The organism is Acinetobacter sp. LMB-5, from assembly GCF_001541635.1.
In the GTDB taxonomy this organism is placed as follows: domain Bacteria; phylum Pseudomonadota; class Gammaproteobacteria; order Pseudomonadales; family Moraxellaceae; genus Acinetobacter; species Acinetobacter pittii.
The window spans coordinates 227767-246818 of sequence record NZ_LRDR01000005.1; the positions used below are offsets into that span (position 1 = coordinate 227767).

The window sequence follows — 19052 nt, forward strand, 5'->3', positions numbered from 1 at the left end:
TGGCGCATTTATTTTAGAAGGTATAGCTCATACCCAATTGAACAGTACGTGATTCACCCGGATAAGCATAGGAACGGAAAGCACTTTCATCATAAACTTTGTCAAAAAGATTTTTCACATCTAAGTTAAGACGAAGTTTGGGTGTCGCCTGATAATAAGAAACCAAATCTGTAACTGCATAACCCTTCATTGTGTAAGTACTATTGGCTGTCTGACCTGCACGTTTATCAATATATTTTTGATTAATGCCCAGACCTAAACCTTGTAAAGGGCCATCTTGAAATTCATAGATATTTAAAAGATTAAAACTATTCTTTGGGATATTGGCTAAAGCTGTTCCCTTTTGCAAAGTATTGTCTTTAGTTATTTCCGCATCTGTATAGGCATATCCGCCAATAATTTTCCAGGCAGATGTAATTTGACCAGCAATATTTAACTCAATACCACGGCTACGAACTTCACCAGCAGCCACTTTATAATTTGAGAATAAAGGATCATTTGTTAAAACGTTTTCTTTATTGGCATAGAAAATAGCAGAGTCGACTGACAGTATATTGTTGAGAGCTAACCATTTAAATCCTAACTCGTAAGCCGTACCTTCTTCTGGATCAAAACCTTCGCCACTATGACTTGCACCAGTATTGGGTTTAAAAGATTTTGCAGCATTGCCATAGAGTGAAAGGTTATCACTAGCTTTATAAACTAAACCTAACCGTGGAATAAATGCATCATAACTAGTGTTCCAATTGGGTTTACCCGGACGCAAATCCTGATAGTCATGTTCATAGTGCTCAAAACGTAAACCTAATAGTGCACTTAAACGTTCATTTAATTCGATTTGGTCTTGTACAAAAAGAGCCGTTGTTTTTAAATTTTCACGGTCATGTGTAGAAACTGTATTAAGTTCAGGTAGTGGTTGCCCTAAAGCTGGATTATAAATATTAATAGGATAGCTATCGATATCTTCGCTTGAGCGAATAATGTACGACTTATAATCATAATTTTCATATTCAACCCCCGTCACTAAAGTATGTGCTAAACCTAAAAGTTGGAAATTGCCTGTAAGGTTAATTTGGGCATCGGTATCTTGCCATTTTAATTCGCGATAGTTGTAATTTCGCCCTAATGTTTCTCCGTCATTTTGAATGCCATTTGCCTCTACTGCATAGCCATGCAGTTTGCCATTTAAATATTGCACGCCAGCATTCAGCTTCCAGTCATTCCCAATGTCTTGCTCAACTCGTAATTGAGTCATATTGTTATCATTGTAGAGTCGGTTATTGTATTTACCTGTTTCCCATAAATAGGTTTCGGGTGAACTATTAAAAGACTTCTGACCTGCATAGCGTGTTTGGCCACGATCAAGTGGATGTTGATTTCGTAAAATATCCGCTTCAAAAGTAACTTTTGTTGCGTCAGAAGCTTGCCATTGAATGACTGGTGCAATTCCATATCGTTTGGACTCGACATGATCGCGATAACTATCACCGCCTTCTGCAATCACATTTAGGCGATAACCGATATTTTCTGCATTCGGGATAGTACCTGTTGTGTCTACCGTGGTGCGATATAAACCTTCACTGTTAAGCTGAGCACCTAAAGTGGTTCGTTGTTCAGACTTTGGTGTTTTAGAAATTAAGTTAAACGTACCACCCGGGTCACCACGACCATATAAGTTAGAAGAGGGTCCACGTAAAACGTCTACACGTTCAATAGTGTTGCTATCTGGAGCATTTGGATAGCCACGGTTAATCGGGAATCCATTACGATAGAATTCACCGCTAGTGAAACCACGAAGGTTAAAGCCTGTTAACCCTTGACCACCAAAGTTATTAGCACGAGTAACACCGCCAGCTAAATCAAGCGCTTCAATCAAACGTGTTGCGCCAATATCTTCAATTACTTTTTGAGTCACTACACTGACAGATTGTGGCGTATCTTTTAATGCGACTTCACTACGTGTTGCGCTACTTGAACTATCGACTTTATAAGTTTGGTCAGCCGCTTGTTGGGCTTTAATCTTAATGGTAGCAAGTGTTGTTGATGAACTATTGGTTTCTGCAAAAGTAGTTGATATACAGCACAGTTGAGCAATGCTCAGGGAGAGGAGGCGAAGCTTAAGATCCATTTAAAACCTTATTGATAATAAATATCAGTATAAAAATAAGAATTATTATATTGTAAATCTATGTAAAGGAAATACAGAAAATTAAAAATATAGAAAAGTTTAAAAATAAAATAGAAAGGAATTTTATAAGAAGAGAATATGGCGTCCCTACGGGGATTCGAACCCCGGTTACCGCCGTGAAAGGGCGATGTCCTAGGCCTCTAGACGATAGGGACGTTGAGGATGGCGGTATCTTAAGAAGCCGCCACCAAACTGTCAAGGAGGTAAGGCGACAGTTTGTTCAAAATATAGCAAAACAGTTCAGCAGTCTTCTGAGTATCGTACAAAGCAGAGTGTGCTTCTTTGCCATCGAACTCAATTCCAGCTTGAATACACGCTTTCGCAAGCACAGTTTGTCCAAACATAACAGCACTTAAAGTAACCGTATCCATCACTGAAAAGCTATGAAATGGGTTTTGGTTTTTTGTGCTTGTACGCGCAATTGCTGCTTGTACAAAACCAAGGTCAAAATGCGCATTGTGGCCCACTAAGACTGCATGTGTACAATGTTGCTGTTTACGGACTTCATTCACCGATTTAAAAATACGGCGTAATGCAGTACGCTCATCTTCAGCCATTGCAATACGCATTGGATTGAATGGATCAATACCAATAAAGTCTAGCGAACGACGATCGAGATTAGCCCCTTCAAACGGGTTAATATGTGCATGAAATGCTGGACCAGGGACAAATTGTCCCTGAGCATCATACACAATTGGAATGCACGCAATTTCTAGCAATGCATCTGTCTGGGCATTAAAACCTGCCGTTTCAACGTCAACAACAACAGGTAAGAAGCCACGAAAACGTTGGCCAATGACCGGGACAGAGGTTTCTTGTGTCACACTTTTCTCCATTGCAGCGTTTTCCCGGCATGCAGCGGGATAATTTTTTGATCATCTAAATAATCAAAAGATTCTGGAACGAGGTTATCTTCTTTTACCAAAGTAATGGTAGAAGTATTACGTGGTAGGCCGTAGAAGTCTGCACCAAAGAGGCTAGCAAAACCTTCTAAACGTTCTAGTTTACCTACTTGATCAAATGCTTGAGCATAAAGTTCAATTGCATTAGGCGCACTATAACAGCCCGCACAGCCACACGCATTTTCTTTTGCATTTTGCGAGTGAGGAGCACTATCTGTACCCAAGAAAAATTTAGGGTTACCGCTCGTTGCAACTTCAAGCAAAGTAGTCTGGTGAGTTTGACGTTTTAAAATTGGTAAGCAATAGAAATGCGGTTTAATACCACCAACCAACATATCATTACGGTTAAATAATAAATGCTGAGGTGTAATCGTTGCAGCCACATTGCGGTCTTGTTCTAAAACAAAGTGTGCAGCATCGCTTGTTGTGATGTGCTCAAGTACCACTTTAAGTTTTGGAAACTGTTTTAATAACGGTGATAAAACTTCATCTAAGAAGCGTTTTTCACGGTCAAAAATATCAACGTGGTTATGAGTCACTTCACCATGAAGTAATAACGGAACTTGATGCTCTTCTAGTTGCTCAATGACTGCATAAACTTTACGGATGTCACTTACACCGTTATCAGAATTGGTGGTCGCACCTGCTGGGTAAAGTTTAATAGCATTTACATGTCCAGATTCTTTAATTTTACGAACTTCATCTGGTGAGGTGAAATCAGTAAAATAAAGCACCATACGTGGGTCAAAGTTAAGACCCTCTGGAACATGAGCAAGGATACGTTCACGGTAAGCCAGTGCTTCTTCCACAGTTTTTACAGGTGGAACAAGGTTTGGCATACAGATCGCACGAGCAAATTGTTTGGCCAAATCAGGTACAGTACGTTTTAATGCTAAACCATCACGTAAATGTGCATGCCAGTCATCTGGCTGGAGCAGGGTAATAGAGTCCAAGGCAGTTCAAACTTCGAAATAAAACAAATGATAATCGATAAAGTGTGAAAATGGTAACGAGAATTACGGACAAATGGCAAAATAAAGCGCTAGAGGCCTTAAAAAATAATGTTATATTTTGTTAATGTGTGAGAGGCAGGAATCAAGTAGTGGCAAATAGGGGAAATGTACATGAATTACTCAAAGCAAAAGAAGAAATAGAATATTTAGTAACTCTACATACCCATCGTTATGCCAATATACCTCTGCCACATCAATTAGAAAAAAAATTCTGGTGTCTAAATCTTGAGCGAACTAAACAGAATATCTCAAAGTTTTTAGCAAGTGGCGTTTTAACCTATCTCATTTTTATATTGCTGGCTCTACCAACTGACTACTTGGTAATCGGGGTGCCTAATATTACTTGGGACTTTATTTACTGTTTACTTAGTGCAATTAATATTGCTTGTGCGCTACTGTTATTTTGGGTTTTTGCAAAGTTTAAAAAACTCACTGAATATTTTTATATCGCTGCATGTGGCATTGTATTTTTGACTATCATTATCAATGCAATGTTGCTCCTTAGTGTAGGAAATGTCGCTCTTAAAAACCAGTCGATGTTACTACTTTCCTTCTTATATATGCTGGGGTTTATTTTAAGCGGAATAAAGCCTCTACATATGCTTTATGTGGGTTTAACAGCAGCCTTTTGTGTTTTTTCCCTACTGATTTTATGGCAAGCGAATTGTGATTTTATTGCTTTGGGAAGAGCGCTGTTTGGAAGTTGTATTTTAGGTTTTTCAATTAGCACGATGCTTACGTCTAGAGAAAGAAGCCTTTTTTTAAATAATCAGCTTGCTGAGCTTAATGAACAGATTTTACGTATTGAGGCATCTGAATTGCTTCATTTAAGCCAGCAGGATGCGCTGACAAATATCTCAAATCGACGTACTTTTGATGAGATGTTCGACTTTTTTTACTATCGTGCAAAGCAAGAAAAGCGTCCATTGGCTGTTTTGTTTATTGATATCGATTTTTTTAAAAATTATAACGATTTTTATGGACACCAAATGGGGGATAAAGTCATCTCATCTATTGCCGCTGCAATTAAAAATTCGATTCGGCATGTTGATTTTGTTGCCCGTTATGGTGGAGAAGAGTTTGTCGTGCTGTTACCGAAAACACCTGCTCAAGGCGCCTATGCCGTTGCTGCAAATATTTATAAAGCGATTGAACGCCAAGCAATTCCTCATGCAGCATCTTTAGTCTCTAAGCATGTCACGATTAGTTTAGGTTTTACTGTTTATACAGAAGGTTTTAAAGTAAATCAGGAAAAATTAATTCACGCTGCGGATCAAGCTTTGTACCGAGCTAAGCAGCTTGGACGTAACCAGATTTATTATCAACCGTTGGAAGTGGCAGAACTTGTTTAAACTCTAGCGCTTGAAATAAAAAAGCCACCTTTGTCGGTGGCCTTTTTATTAAGTAAGAAAATTATTTCTTCTTGCTATCGAGTTGTGGCACAGCAGAACCTTGACCGATTGAAAGCAAACCAGCATCTGTATAGATACCAAGTTTTGCACGTGTATCGGTAATGTCGAGGTTACGCATAGTTAACTGACCAATACGGTCCATTGGCGTAAACATTGAATCGCCTTTTTCCATTGTTAAACGTTCAGCTTCGTACGTTAAGTTTGGAGATTCAGTGTTCATGATGGTGTAGTCATTACCACGACGAAGTTCAAGAGTCACTTCACCAGTAATCGCTTTAGCAACCCAACGCTGTGCAGTTTCACGCAACATAAGTGCTTGAGAGTCGAACCAGCGGCCTTGGTAAAGTAAACGACCTAAACGTAAACCGTTAATGCGGTATTGTTCGATCGTATCTTCGTTATGAATACCAGTAACCAAACGCTCATAAGCAATATGAAGAAGGGCCATCCCCGGTGCTTCATAAATACCACGAGATTTCGCTTCGATAATACGGTTTTCGATTTGGTCAGACATACCTAAACCATGACGGCCACCAATACGGTTTGCTTCAAGAATAAGCTCAACCGGATTGTCAAAAGTTTGACCGTTTAATGCAACAGGTACACCTTCTTCAAAACGTACAGTCACTTCTTCTGGAGTAATTTCAACTTCATCTTTCCAGAAAGCAACGCCCATAATTGGGTCAACGATTTTGATACCAGCATTTAGGTATTCAAGATCTTTTGCTTCGTGAGTCGCACCCAACATATTTGAGTCAGTTGAGTACGCTTTTTCTTTTGACATTTTGTAGTCAAAACCGTTGTCGATCAGGAACTGTGACATTTCTGCACGGCCACCGAGCTCATCGATGAAGTTTTGATCTAACCAAGGCTTATAAATTTTAAGATTCGGGTTAGTCAACAAACCATAACGATAGAAACGTTCAATATCGTTACCTTTATAAGTTGAACCGTCACCCCAGATGTTTACGTCATCTTCTTTCATTGCAGTAACGAGCATTGTGCCTGTTACTGCACGACCGAGTGGAGTCGTATTGAAATAAGGAACACCACCTGTACTGATATGGAATGCACCACACTGAATCGCAGCAATACCTTCAAGCGCAAGTTGTAAGCGGCAGTCAATTAAGCGAGCTTTTACAGCGCCGTATTGTTCTGCTTTCTTTGGAATTGCATCGTAGTCATCTTCATCAGGCTGACCTAAGTTTGCAGTATATGCATAAGGTTCTGCGCCTTTTTGTTTCATCCACAATAAGGCAGCTGAAGTGTCTAGGCCTCCGGAGAAGGCAATCCCAACTTTTTTGCCTACTGGTACATGCTGCAAGATAGTTGCATTATCAGTCATTGCTAATCCTAACATTTATGAAAAAGACCCCATATAGGCGGTCTTGAGAATTCTGAATGGCGGCTATTGTAGCACTATTCATGGTGCTTTTTTTCGCAAAAAAAGCATTAATTCACTTGTTCTGATTTGAAGTTTTAATTTGATAAAAAATATAAGGCTATTTATAGAATAAGAAGAAGTGAATGAAGTATTGTTCTTAAATAAATGGATTGACCATAAGCTCCGATAAATTTCTTTGTGTGGTCATCCAAAATTATCAAAAAAGTATTAAAGTACTATGCAACAAGTTGCAAAAAATTATTGGGACGCAGCATGACAAGTTACGCCAATTTATTAAAACCATTACATTTAGGCTTTACCACCATTAAAAACCGTGTGGTGATGGGATCCATGCATACGGGGCTTGAAGATCGTTTTTACAATTATCCAAAACTAGCAGCTTATTTTGAAGAGCGTGCAAAAGGTGGGGTTGGCCTGATTGTGACTGGGGGGATTTCTCCAAACCGTCAAGGTTGGCTACTACCCATGGGTGGAACCATGAATGGTTTAACCGATATTCCACAGCACCGTCTGGTTACACATGCTGTGCATAAGCATGGTTCAAAAATTTTAATGCAAATTTTGCATGCTGGCCGTTATGGTTATCAACCTTTTGCAGTGTCTTCTAGTCCGATCAAATCGCCAATTTCACCATTTAAACCGCGTCAGCTTTCTGAAAAAAATATTTTAAGTACGATTGATGACTATGCACATTGTGCTGACATTGCCAAAAAAGCGGGCTATGACGGCGTTGAAATTATGGGCTCGGAAGGTTATTTAATTAACCAGTTTTTAAGCAGCCATGTGAACCAGCGTACTGACTGTTGGGGCGGTGAAATTGAAAACCGTATGCGCTTTCCGGTCGAAGTCGTAAAGGCGATTCGTGCCAAAGTCGGTGAGAAATTTATTATCTGTTTCCGCTTGTCTTTACTTGATTTAGTCCATGACGGTAACACCATGCAAGAGGTGGTGACTGTAGCCAAAGCTTTAGAAAAAGCAGGTGTGACTTTATTAAATACCGGTATTGGCTGGCATGAAGCTCGTGTGCCGACCATTGTAACATCTGTGCCTCGTGCAGCTTTTGTTGACTACACTGCTCATGTAAAACAACATATTTCTATTCCGATTATTGCTTCAAACCGTATTAACATGCCTGAAACTGCCGAAGAAATTTTGGCAACTGGCAAAGCAGATATGGTTCAAATGGCGCGTCCTTTATTGGCCGATGCATTTTGGGTAAATAAAACTGCGACTAACCGTGTTGATGAAATTAATACCTGTATTGCATGTAACCAAGCCTGTTTAGACCATGCTTTTAAAAATAAGCGTGTATCTTGTTTGGTTAACCCACGTGCAGGCCATGAAACTGAACTGGTCTATTTAAAGACTAAACAGCCTAAGCGAATTGCAGTTGTGGGCGGCGGAGTAGCAGGTATGTCGGCGGCAACTGTTGCGGCAAGCCGTGGCCATGCAGTGACGCTGTTTGAGGCAACTTCTGATGTAGGTGGTCAATTTAACTTTGCCAAAGTTGTACCAGGCAAAGAAGAATTTCACGAGACGATCCGCTACTTTAAAGTTCAACTGGAAAAAACTGGAGTGGACGTACGTTTAAATACTCGCGTAAATCGTGAGCAGCTTGAACGCGAAGGTTTTGATGAAGTAATCGTTGCAACAGGTGTAATCCCTCGTGCATTAAAAATTGAAGGAAGTGACGCACCACAAGTCCTTTCCTATGCTCAAGTTCTAAAAGGAGCAGAAGTTGGACAAAAAGTTGCAGTGATTGGTGCGGGTGGTATTGGTTTTGACGTGTCAGAATTTTTACTTAAACCGCCACATCAACCACAGCCTCAACCTTTGGCAGATTGGCAACGTGAATGGGGTGTAGACCCAGATCCGAACTATGTTTCTGAAGGTGGTATGCAGCCGCCAGAAGTTGAACCAGCAATCCGTGAAATTTATTTATTACAACGTAAAACCACACCACTCGGTATTGGCCTTGGCAAGACTTCGGGTTGGGTACACCGTGCACAGCTTAAAAAGCATGGCGTACGTATGCTGCGTGGTGTGCAATATAAAGCAGTTACTGATGAAGGGCTTTGGATTGAGCATAATGGACAAGATCAACTTTTACGTGTAGATACGGTTGTGGTGTGTGCAGGTCAAGAGTCGGTAAAAGACTTGATGCCAAAAGAAGGTGAGTCGACTATAGCAAACTATCATATTATTGGTGGTGCAAAGCTCGCAGCAGAGCTAGATGCGAAGCGTGCGATCAAAGAAGGAGCAGAATTGGCTGCGCAACTGTAAAATTGATGAAACAATATGCACTTAAACACAAAGCGATGATATTTTTCTTGAATAAAATGAATAAGCTTTGTATTCTTACGCACATGGAAGCGTGGCAGAGCGGTTTAATGCACCGGTCTTGAAAACCGACGAGGGTGTGAGTCCTCCGTGAGTTCGAATCTCACCGCTTCCGCCAAATTCGAAAAGCCCCTGTTAAAAGCAGGGGCTTTTTTTGTATGTGTATTTCATACTTAATTTTAATTAGTATCATCAATATGTTGGTTGAAGCTAAATAGCATGATCAATAGATACTATATTATTATTTACGTGCCATGATGTGCAGTACCCAAAGCGGAAAATAAACTTTCCAGCCTGCATGTCGGCTGTGACTATAAGAATGGCTATAAGCAAGAAATCGATAACCATCTGCTGTGTATGAGATTTTAATTACAGGCTCTTATCCTTTAAATCCGAGCATTTAACCAATAACAATTAAAGCGCAGATTCTAGAGCTGTTAGAGCCTGTTTTTTTATTTAACGGTTGTGAGCAACATAATGTTGAGGAAAGATTTAGCTTTTGAGCGAAAGTGTGTAGATGGGTTCCCATCAACTAGAGAGGTCGCCATGATACCTTCGAGAGAAGCAAATATGATTTCAGCCATGTCTCGCTCTGTTTCAATAGTTTGAGGTGATTCTTTTTTTGCTTGGCATAAAGTATCTTCTAACCAATCGATATTCTGTTTGGCGAACAACCTCAATTCACTTACACATGGCTCTTGCTGGAAAGAGGCTTCTCTCACCATTACCATATATAAGCATAGACGTTTTTCGTCGTTCAGCATCTCGGCGAAAAGTTCAGAATACGCATGCAGTTTTTGGGTTAAGCCAGCCAGTTTTTCAATTTCCTGTAATCGGTAGAATTGCTCTTCTCTATAGTGTTGAAGTGCAGATCGTGCCAGATCATCTTTAGACTCAAAATGGTAGTAGAGACTAGGCGCCTTTATTTGTAAGCAGTCAGCGATTTGTCGCATGCCTAGTCCGCTGAATCCATGCTGTTGAAACAGATGAATTGCGGCTCCTAGTATTTTTTCTCGCGTCAAAGGTGTATGGTTTTTTGTAGAGGATGTCATAATATTATTCCGTCAGTTCAATACCGCCATGATGAGTAATGAACAAGAGAGTGTTCTCTACGGCAAATGCCTTATGTTCGTCAGTACCTTGAACTTGTAACACATCTCCAGCCTGCATTTCGACATCATTGAAGCGAATCACGCCTTCTAAAACAATGATCTGTTCCCATCCAATATGAGTGTGTTTAGGAAAACTTATTCCAGCCTGAAATTTTGCTAAATAGCTTTCAATACCATCTTCACTAATCCAAGTTCGACAGGTTTGAACTCCTGGGATATTACTATCAGTCCAGGTACGATCTTTTTGACTAACTAAAATCATTTATAACTTCTTAGATAATTGAATTTTAAACAATCTAACTAACGTTTGTTAGAAAGTCAATGTAAAGTAAATTTTAGTGTGGAATAGTAGATATTTATGAGTGTTTTTGTGGAGTGATCTCAGAGATATTTGAACAAATTGCTAGATTCTATGACTTAAGCTCGTAAAGTTTTTCTTAAATAATAGATCGAAGACTTTCAGGGCTTTACACTTACAAAATTAGGGGAGAGCGTTCTCTAGTTAATCTTAAAAAAGTATTGAGATATAGTATTTTAAAATGTTGATATAAATGGCATTCGAGTTCTACTTAAGTGTAGTAGGGTATTTTTTTAAGATTGTTTTGGTTCGGGGAAAGTTATATTTAGATCTACCTAAAATAATAAGAGAATAATTTTTCATCATTGAGTTTTAATTGGTATTAATTAGTTTATATTTATAATATGCTTTTTAGTAAATTTTATCTAAAAAATTATTTGAATATATATTGTATTTTCTCATCAAATCATTACAGTAGATATTGTTAAGCTCTAATTTTTACTATTTCAGGCTCAGTGGTTTTCACTAGACCCATTTCAAATTTTTGGAATGGGTTTTTTATTATAAAAATTTTAAAAATGTCTTTTGAAAATTTATTTTGTCTCAGCCTAACTAACTGGTCAGATTAAAATCAATTCGTAAAGTATTTAGTAAGGATGAGGTGATCAGCGTTACCTATAAAGATGTGCAACATCGAGTTGATGATTGGTTATATTTGAACATGAAATTAATAAAACCAGTAGATTTACTGGTTTTACTTTAGGTAAATATTATTTAACACTTGCCGTAACCATTACTTCTACTAATACTTGCGGACGTGCCAAATCTGCTTGAATAGCCGCGCGTGCTGGTGCTGACCCATCTGGTAACCATGCTTCCCAACATTCATTGAACACTGCAAAATCTTTGGCAATATTTTTAATCCAAATTTGTGCAGTTAAAATACGGCTTTTATCACTACCGGCTTGTTCCAGTAAAGCATCAATTTTTGCTAGAACTTCTAAAGTTTGTTGCTTAGCGTCAGCATCTAAAGTTGTTGGAACTTGGCCAGAAACATATACTAGACCGTTATGAAGCACGCAACCTGATAATCGTGGATTTGTATCAATACGTTGAATATCATGACTCATTTTATTTCTCCAGAGATAAACCATCTAATGTAATTGGTGAAGTTGCTTGGTTAATTAATTGACTAATGACCATGGCACAACCAGCAGCCAATGTGAAACCTAAACTACCTTGGCCAATATTTGCCCATAAATTCAAATATTTCGTACGACCCAAAATGGGTAAGCCGGTAGGAGTGGATGGACGTAAACCACTCCATTCTTGTGCTGTATTTACACCCAATAAATCGGGAAATGTTTTTCGTACCGTATCTTTCAATGCATTTATTCGCTCTTTTCGAATGTAGATATCTTGATAGCCAATATCGACCATTGCGGCAATGCGAAGTTGATTTCCCAATTTTGCATATACAATTTTATTTGCATAATCGGTTACACTCATATTGGGTACAACATTGGCTTTTTCTGGGAATGGTAAAGTTAAGCTATATCCTTTTAATGGATAAACTGGGACTGAAATACCCACCATATTAAAAATTGCAGTACTGCTATTGCCCGCAGCAACGACAAATTCATCTGCTTCTATACGTCCTTGATTTGTTTCAATCGCAGTAACTCTATTATTTTCTGCAAAAAAATCTGTCACTTCATATGCATATAAACATTTGAAGTTACTACTCTTTTCTAGTGCTTTATACAATGCTAAACAAAATTTGTAGCAATCTGCTGTTTCATCATCAGGTGTATAAATTGAACCCACTAATGTAGATTCAATACCTTTTAATGCAGGTTCAAGTTGAACTGTTTCTTTAGATGACAGCACTTTTTGTACAGTTGGATCAATCCCTGTTGCTGCTTTTTTAAAAGCTTTTTCATCACGATGAATGATCATTTTTCCTGATTTTACCCAGTCAAAATCATCAATTTCATCACGCCATTTAGACATAATACTTTGACTATATAGGGATAACCGTAAAATATGATTGCCGTTCACAATATTGTCTTTACGATTACATGCCATGAGGAATTGGAATAACCAAGACCATTGAAGAGGTGAAAAATTCAATTTAAAGTTTAAAGGCGAATGGGCTTTTCCTAACCATTGCAGCGCCTGAAATGGAACGCCTGCATCCGCTAAAGGTGCAACATAGCGATAACTGAGTTGACCACCATTTGCAAAACTTGTCTGGCAACCAATCTTGTCATTCGCTTCCACTATTGTAACTTTATGACCTGCTTGAATAAGTGCATAGGCTGTACTTAAACCAATGACTCCACCACCAATGACAACGACATGTTTTTTCATTCTTCCATGCTATATTTGCAACACACACTTGTATTAAAGAAGAAGAAAAAGGGTTAAACAAATGAGTTTTTACATAGTACTCATAACTTTTGGTTAATCGATGGCGTCATCGAAGCAATTTCTCTTTTTATTAATTCAATAAAATCTTCAGTCGCTTTGTTCGTACTTACATTAGCATTTTTTAAAATATAAATTGTGGTAGATAAACTTGGTTTTATTTCATGAATCATATGATTTGGTAAGGAGTGTGCAGCAGTATAAATATCGGTAATGCTACATCCTAAACCTTCGCGTACCAGTTCACTCGCCATATAGTAAGTTTGTACATTCACAATACTTTTATTAAATGTTCTGTACTTTTTTACGACTTGCATGAGGGAATCTGCGTAGGGTTGAATCCACCTGTTTTCATCAATTGAATGAATATCTTGATTTGAACTAATAGGCTGAGAATCAATATAAACCAGAGGAATTTCCAGAACAGGTGTAGCAATAATGCCATGTTGAGTATGGGGCTGGAATGTCACCGCAATATCAATTTCACGTCTTAATAATTTTTGCTCTAGTGCTTGAGTATGATCTGTACCAATATTGACAAAAACATCAGGGTATTTTTTTAGAAATTTTGCAGTTAATTTGGGAATGAGGCTTAAACCTAAACTGGGTAAACATCCGAGTGTGATTTGACCTTGAGTATTTCTTGCTAAATTATCCGTCAACTTATTTAGTTCATTTATTTTTTCATAAATTGGCTTAATTTCATCATACAAAGTATAGGCTTCTTTGGTTGGCTGTAATTTTCCTTTGACCCGTTTAAATAGAGCAAAACCAAGCCGTTGCTCTGCATGTTTTAGTAATTTACTGGCTGCTGGCTGTGAAATGCATAATGATGACGCTGCTTCTGTGAGTGAACCAAAAAGCATGACTAAATAGAATATTTCTAGGTGTCGAAGATTCATAAATGAGCACATAACTATTAGTTATAGGTAATCTATTAGAATTCATTATTTAAAGTCAATGAACCCTTGTAAATTGGTGTGAAATTCAATGCCCAATGATCAAGGAGTGATACATATGTCAGTTGAGCAATCTTCTATAACAATACCAAATATAAGGACACCTAAAAATATTGCCCTTATCACCATTATTATTCTTAGCTTTGCTTTAGCATTTTATGCAAAAGGCCTACCAGTAGAGGAGGTCGGTTTAATTGGGTTATTGCCCATTTTTGCCTTGGCGCTCTTAACTGTTATTGGTCTCGATATTGTTCTGGCAGTTATTATTGCTATTGTCATTAGTGTGATCATGACATCCACCAGTGTATTTGAATTGGGTGGAATTCTTGCAAAGTCTACGGGCTCATTTATTGCGACTGTCGGTCTTATTATTATGTTGGGAGCTGGGGTTGGTGAAGTTGCCAACCGAACAGGTGCAGCGAAAGAATTGGTCAAATTTATTGTCAATAAAGTTGGGCTTTCAAGTATTCCTCGCGTCAAACTTGGCATCATGATTTCATCAGTTGTTATTTGTGGTTCATTGGGTACTATGGCAGGTGGTAATGCCATTATTGTTGCTGTCATTATTCCCATTGCTGCAGCAGTTGGTTTAACACCGCCTACAGTTGCATTACTTTTGATGACAGCAGGTTCGGTCGGTCTCTTTATAGGACCTTTTACACCAAGTACAGTGACTATTTTAGAGTTGGGAGGCTTGACCTACCCGCAATATTTGAGCACTTGTGCCATACCTATGAGTGTTGTCACACTTCTGACGGGTTGGTTTATGTCTGGCTATATTCAAAAGTGGACTTTTGGAAAATATACCTATAATGAAAATTTCTTAGAGCCTTCTGACAAAATAGAAAGTGCCTCTGAAGTGAAAAGAAGTAAACGTGCAGCGATTGTATTTATTGGCACAATTATCGTGATGGCAATTCTTGGAATTATTTTTAAAGCAGGCTTTAGTTTTGCAATTATTGTGATGCTTACTGTTGCCACATTAACTGGGTTAGTGGCGGGGTTTAGTCCTAAACAAATTTTGGAAGCACTCTATGAGGGATGCGGTAAATTAGTATGGATGTTTATTCTTTACTGGTTATACAATCCAATTTTAGTTCTTGTTGAAAAACTTAATGCTTATCAAACACTGTTAGATAATGCGACACCGTATTTGGTCGACTTAAGTCCTGCGATGCTGTGTTTTGGTATTTTTTTATTTAATATTGTGGGGCATATTCCAGGAGCAGCTGTTGCACAAATGACTTTTACCAATAAAATTTTTGGACCAATTTTACTGGCAAATGGTGTTCCACCTGTTGCGGTTACAGCAGTTTTATTATCAAGCTCCCAAGTAGACTGGTTTGGTCCTTTCCCATCTTCTGATATGTTTGGTCAAATGGGTTTAGCACGTTCAAGTCAACTGAAATATATGCTATATGGTGGTTGGGCCATAGTGATCGCAAATATTCTACTCTTTGCAGTATTGTTTCAGATTTTGAATTAGCCCCTACAAATTAAAGCTATTTCTTATTTAAATGAATTTTAAAAGTCTTTTAAACTAGAAAGTTTAAGGGGCTTTATTTTTTCGACGATAACAAATGCACCTAACATTGTAGGAGTTGAAAATTCATTCTATTCGTTTTTAACAAGACGAGAACCTTTTGCAGTCCAATCTAATCAATTTTTAAATATTATAATTTCTGATATTTTTTAAGAGGTAATGATCTTTATCTTTCTCAATTATGAAATTAAAGTTAGCTTTTCGCATGGAAATTTTTTTTAAGGATTGGACTATCTCATAGGGAATAGGGGAGTACTTTGTAATACCATTCATTTCATAAAACCCTTTCGACTTTCCATTATCTGTTTTTATACCATCTAACTCTCCATAAACTATTGTGATTTCTCTTTTATATTCCATTAAAAAAAGCCAAATTGATGATGAATAAAAGCTATAGGGTTTGGAAATTTCATTCTTAAACTCATTTCCATATATTTTTTTGATTGCTTGATCTGAATATATTGCTGGGCATAACAGAATCAATTGATCAATTTGAAATTTTTTAGCTAAATTAATTGCAATATAACCACCTAAGCTATATCCAATAACGATATCCACTTTTTTTAGAAGACTATAAAAAACCATACTTTCATGGATGTTTTGATATACGGATGATTTCGTTTCACTCGTGTTATTTAAGCCACTTAAATTGAATGAAAGCGTTCCAATATTTTTACTTCTAAGCAGATTTTCTAAAGGACTTAAAGAGCTCAAATCAGAGTTGCCGCCATGTATCAGTAAAGCTATTTTCTGTGGAAAACCATCACAATAATTAAATTTAGCTTCTAATTCATAAGTACCAAAATCATGGAGAAAGAAGAAAGAATTTTCATTTTCAGTAGGGGCATTATTTTTTAGCTTATGTGTTGGAAAAATCGTTAGATTAGAAATCGTATTAGAAAAATATCTATCTACAATCGATATCACATCTTGCTTTTCCATAATTCATAATTCCTATTGATGGTGTTAATAATATTCGTTTGTATAAAGTACAATTGAAATAATGATTACTTCATAATTTTATTTTTAAAAGTATAGCTCATATGATTTTAATAAATAAAAAATCTGCTTAAAAATTAGAAATTGAACTAGAGGCCTAGGCCTATCTAAAAGATATATTCTGTAGGGATTTGCCAATGCTACCAATAAAATCTAAATGTTATATTTATTTTAGACTCTAGATCATTGGTTTTCTGAATTTTCCTTTATTTATTATAATCTTGAGCTGTGAAGATATATGAATTTTTATTAAAAATCTGCTTTATGTCTTTTATAGACTTATTTAATACTTAATGCTGTGAAGTTTTACCTACATGATCTAAAAGAGTTTTTAGAAGTAATATCATATTCAAAATAGTTATTTGCTTTAAATGTATGTAATAACTATTTAGTTGCCAAAATATGTAAGTAATAGGATAAAAATGTTAGAAACTGATGTTTTAATTGTTGGGAGTGGTCCAGCTGGTTCTTCTGCTGCACTTATGTTAAGTAGTTATGGAATTAGAAATATCATAATAACTAAATATAGATGGCTAGCAAACAGTCCTCGTGCTCATTATATCAGTCAAAGAACTATGGAAATTGTTCAAGATTTAGGGATCTCAGATGAAGTAATCTCAAAAGCAGCACCGAAGGAAGTTATGGGAGATGTTGTTTATTGCACATCTTTAACGGGTGATGAAATTGGACGCTTTCCTTATGGAATGAATCATCCAGAAAGAATGTCAGAGTATGCTAAAGCAAGTCCCTGTGAACAGTGCGATCTTCCTCAACACCTATTTGAACCTATTTTACTTTCAAATGCAGCATCACGAGGGAGTCATCCAAGATTTGATACGGAATACTTATCTCATGTACAAGATGAAAACGGCGTAACCGTCACTGTTTTAGATAGATTAACTAAACAAACATACTTAATCCGATGTAAGTATTTAATCGGAGCTGATGGTGCAAGTAGCCAAGTCGTAAAAGATTTAGATTTACCTATGGCAGGTAAAATGGGGAAAAGTGGTAGTATCAGTATTATTTTTAAAGCCGATTTAACAAAATACGTTTCACATCGACCGGGATACCTTTGGTGGATTATACAACCTGGAGCAAACATTGGTGGGATTGGCTTAGGATTGTTGCGTATGGTCAGACCTTGGAATGAATGGCAGATTGTCTGGGGATATGACATTGAAAAAGAAGAACCATCTCTTACCGATGATGAGGCGATTGCAATTTGCAAGCAGCTTATTGGTGATAACGACATTGAAATAAACATAAGTAGTAAGTCGTTATGGACAGTAAATGAAATGTATGCAGAGCAATACTCAAAAGGTCGAGTTTTCTGTATTGGCGATGCTGTCCATCGTCATCCACCTTCTAATGGATTAGGTTCAAACTCATCTATACAAGACGCTTATAACTTATGCTGGAAATTAGCATTTGTATTAAATGGCAAAGCGGGTAGTGGTTTATTAGACAGTTTTAATGAAGAAAGAGCACCTGTTGGTGAGCGAATTGTTGAACGAGCAAATCAAAGTGTTAGAGAGTTCTCTACAATCTTTTCTGCTTTAGAGTTAGATGGAAAGTACAGTACAGAGACGATGCAAGGAAGTATAAATGCCTTAAGCGAAGGTAATGAAAAAGGTGCTGTTAAACGCCGTGATTTAAGATCTGCAATTGAATATAAAGCTTATGAATTTGCTGCTTTAGGAGTCGAAACTAACGTACGGTATTATTCATCTGCAATTATTGGATCAGAGTCTGTTATTGAAAATAAAATAGATTCTAGTAGAGATGAAGATCTTCATTATTATCCTTCATTTACCTCTGGCCATAAACTCCCTCATGTATGGCTAGTCAAAAATCATAAAAAAATATCAACCTTAGACTTAATCGGAAATGGAAAGTTTACGCTGTTCTGTTGGTTACAAGGTGACAAATGGAAGTGGGTTGTAGACAAACTTAATAACCAGCTCAACTTGGATATTAACGTTATACAGGTAGGTCCAAAAAGAGACGTTGAAGACTCTTATGGAGAACTTTCTCGCTCTTGGGGTAATGATGAAAATGCTTGCATAATGATCAGGCCAGACGGCTATATTGCTTGGCAAAGCAACAAAATTGAATCGGCGGACAATGAATTACACAAAGCCATGTCATCAATACTTAGTTTGAATTAGGATTTCACCGCTTCCGCCAAATTCGAAAAGCCCCTGTTAAAAGCAGGGGCTTTTTTTTATATCTATTATTTTACCCCTCATTCTACCCCACATAAAAATTTGGATTGAGTTAGACAGATTTTGATTTCAGTTTAATTTTATATTGTGTAGTTAATGCACCATCATAATGGTCAATATCTTGTAATTGTTTGATGAATTCTTTCGAGTCAACTATTGCTGCTATATGTATAATTATAGGCGGAATAGCTCCTTATAATACTAATCCCTTTGCATCACTAAC

General features: G+C 37.3%; 14 protein-coding genes and 2 tRNA genes. 5 read left to right on the forward strand and 11 right to left on the reverse strand.

Annotation, left to right across the window (positions count from 1 at the left end):
• Positions 1–13 precede the first annotated feature (13 nt).
• The 4 genes from AW165_RS08130 to pyrC form a co-directional block, all read right to left on the reverse strand.
• Entirely contained in the window at positions 14–2128 is a 2115-nt protein-coding gene (locus tag AW165_RS08130; protein ID WP_060465456.1) for a TonB-dependent siderophore receptor, read from the reverse strand.
• 139 nt (positions 2129–2267) lie between these two features.
• Positions 2268–2343 (reverse strand) — tRNA-Glu (locus tag AW165_RS08135).
• Positions 2344–2361: 18 nt separating this feature from the next.
• On the reverse strand, positions 2362–3024 hold the full coding sequence (rnt, locus tag AW165_RS08140) for a ribonuclease T (protein WP_002117536.1): 663 nt from the start codon (positions 3022–3024) through the stop codon (positions 2362–2364).
• On the reverse strand, positions 3009–4043 hold the full coding sequence (gene pyrC, locus AW165_RS08145) for a dihydroorotase (protein ID WP_057062171.1): 1035 nt from the start codon (positions 4041–4043) through the stop codon (positions 3009–3011). Before pyrC ends, rnt begins: the two co-directional genes overlap by 16 nt.
• A gap of 149 nt (positions 4044–4192) precedes the next feature.
• Here pyrC and AW165_RS08150 point away from each other — a divergent pair, with 149 nt between their 5' ends.
• Positions 4193–5455: a GGDEF domain-containing protein gene (locus AW165_RS08150; protein ID WP_060465457.1), complete on the forward strand. Its 1263-nt coding sequence runs from the start codon at positions 4193–4195 to the stop codon at positions 5453–5455.
• A 61-nt stretch (positions 5456–5516) separates the two neighbouring features.
• Here the strand turns inward: AW165_RS08150 and argG are convergent, their stop codons facing one another.
• Positions 5517–6875, reverse strand: coding sequence for an argininosuccinate synthase (gene argG / locus AW165_RS08155; RefSeq protein ID WP_014206117.1), 1359 nt, complete (start codon positions 6873–6875; stop codon positions 5517–5519).
• A 297-nt stretch (positions 6876–7172) separates the two neighbouring features.
• Between argG and AW165_RS08160 the strand changes: the two genes are divergently transcribed.
• Both AW165_RS08160 and AW165_RS08165 read left to right on the forward strand, forming a co-directional pair.
• On the forward strand, positions 7173–9203 hold the full coding sequence (locus AW165_RS08160) for an NADPH-dependent 2,4-dienoyl-CoA reductase (RefSeq protein WP_060465458.1): 2031 nt from the start codon (positions 7173–7175) through the stop codon (positions 9201–9203).
• A gap of 85 nt (positions 9204–9288) precedes the next feature.
• Positions 9289–9378 (forward strand) — tRNA-Ser (locus AW165_RS08165).
• 334 nt (positions 9379–9712) lie between these two features.
• On the opposite strand, the gene AW165_RS08170 is transcribed toward AW165_RS08165, so the two are convergent.
• From AW165_RS08170 to AW165_RS08190, 5 genes are all read right to left on the reverse strand, one after another.
• Complete coding sequence (locus AW165_RS08170) at positions 9713–10312, reverse strand: TetR/AcrR family transcriptional regulator (protein ID WP_060465459.1); 600 nt, start codon at positions 10310–10312, stop codon at positions 9713–9715.
• Between the two features lie 4 nt (positions 10313–10316).
• Entirely contained in the window at positions 10317–10634 is a 318-nt protein-coding gene (locus tag AW165_RS08175; RefSeq protein ID WP_060465460.1) for a cupin domain-containing protein, read from the reverse strand.
• A gap of 806 nt (positions 10635–11440) precedes the next feature.
• Positions 11441–11800 (reverse strand): RidA family protein, encoded by a 360-nt coding sequence (locus AW165_RS08180; RefSeq protein ID WP_060465461.1) that lies wholly within the window; start codon positions 11798–11800, stop codon positions 11441–11443.
• A gap of 1 nt (position 11801) precedes the next feature.
• The gene (locus AW165_RS08185; RefSeq protein ID WP_060465462.1) at positions 11802–13043 is read right to left on the reverse strand and encodes a D-amino acid dehydrogenase; all 1242 of its coding nucleotides are present in this window, start codon (positions 13041–13043) and stop codon (positions 11802–11804) included.
• 80 nt (positions 13044–13123) lie between these two features.
• The gene (locus AW165_RS08190) at positions 13124–14002 is read right to left on the reverse strand and encodes a LysR family transcriptional regulator (protein WP_005111727.1); all 879 of its coding nucleotides are present in this window, start codon (positions 14000–14002) and stop codon (positions 13124–13126) included.
• Positions 14003–14117: 115 nt separating this feature from the next.
• Here AW165_RS08190 and AW165_RS08195 point away from each other — a divergent pair, with 115 nt between their 5' ends.
• Complete coding sequence (locus AW165_RS08195; RefSeq protein ID WP_060465463.1) at positions 14118–15545, forward strand: Na+/H+ antiporter NhaC family protein; 1428 nt, start codon at positions 14118–14120, stop codon at positions 15543–15545.
• A 180-nt stretch (positions 15546–15725) separates the two neighbouring features.
• Here AW165_RS08195 and AW165_RS08200 read toward each other — a convergent pair whose 3' ends face one another.
• Positions 15726–16544: an alpha/beta fold hydrolase gene (locus AW165_RS08200; RefSeq protein ID WP_060465464.1), complete on the reverse strand. Its 819-nt coding sequence runs from the start codon at positions 16542–16544 to the stop codon at positions 15726–15728.
• A 479-nt stretch (positions 16545–17023) separates the two neighbouring features.
• Here AW165_RS08200 and AW165_RS08205 point away from each other — a divergent pair, with 479 nt between their 5' ends.
• Positions 17024–18772 (forward strand): FAD-dependent oxidoreductase, encoded by a 1749-nt coding sequence (locus tag AW165_RS08205; protein ID WP_060465465.1) that lies wholly within the window; start codon positions 17024–17026, stop codon positions 18770–18772.
• The last annotated feature ends 280 nt before the right edge of the window (positions 18773–19052 follow it).

What these genes read in the sequence shown, in the direction of transcription:
- AW165_RS08130 (WP_060465456.1), bottom strand. Translation starts at nt 2,128, where the DNA reads ATGGATCTTAAGCTTCGCCTCCTCTCCCTGAGCATTGCTCAACTGTGC.
- rnt (WP_002117536.1), bottom strand. Translation starts at nt 3,024, where the DNA reads ATGGAGAAAAGTGTGACACAAGAAACCTCTGTCCCGGTCATTGGCCAA.
- argG (WP_014206117.1), bottom strand. Translation starts at nt 6,875, where the DNA reads ATGTTAGGATTAGCAATGACTGATAATGCAACTATCTTGCAGCATGTA.
- AW165_RS08160 (WP_060465458.1), top strand. Translation starts at nt 7,173, where the DNA reads ATGACAAGTTACGCCAATTTATTAAAACCATTACATTTAGGCTTTACC.
- AW165_RS08170 (WP_060465459.1), bottom strand. Translation starts at nt 10,312, where the DNA reads ATGACATCCTCTACAAAAAACCATACACCTTTGACGCGAGAAAAAATA.
- AW165_RS08175 (WP_060465460.1), bottom strand. Translation starts at nt 10,634, where the DNA reads ATGATTTTAGTTAGTCAAAAAGATCGTACCTGGACTGATAGTAATATC.
- AW165_RS08180 (WP_060465461.1), bottom strand. Translation starts at nt 11,800, where the DNA reads ATGAGTCATGATATTCAACGTATTGATACAAATCCACGATTATCAGGT.
- AW165_RS08185 (WP_060465462.1), bottom strand. Translation starts at nt 13,043, where the DNA reads ATGAAAAAACATGTCGTTGTCATTGGTGGTGGAGTCATTGGTTTAAGT.
- AW165_RS08190 (WP_005111727.1), bottom strand. Translation starts at nt 14,002, where the DNA reads ATGAATCTTCGACACCTAGAAATATTCTATTTAGTCATGCTTTTTGGT.
- AW165_RS08195 (WP_060465463.1), top strand. Translation starts at nt 14,118, where the DNA reads ATGTCAGTTGAGCAATCTTCTATAACAATACCAAATATAAGGACACCT.
- AW165_RS08200 (WP_060465464.1), bottom strand. Translation starts at nt 16,544, where the DNA reads ATGGAAAAGCAAGATGTGATATCGATTGTAGATAGATATTTTTCTAAT.
- AW165_RS08205 (WP_060465465.1), top strand. Translation starts at nt 17,024, where the DNA reads ATGTTAGAAACTGATGTTTTAATTGTTGGGAGTGGTCCAGCTGGTTCT.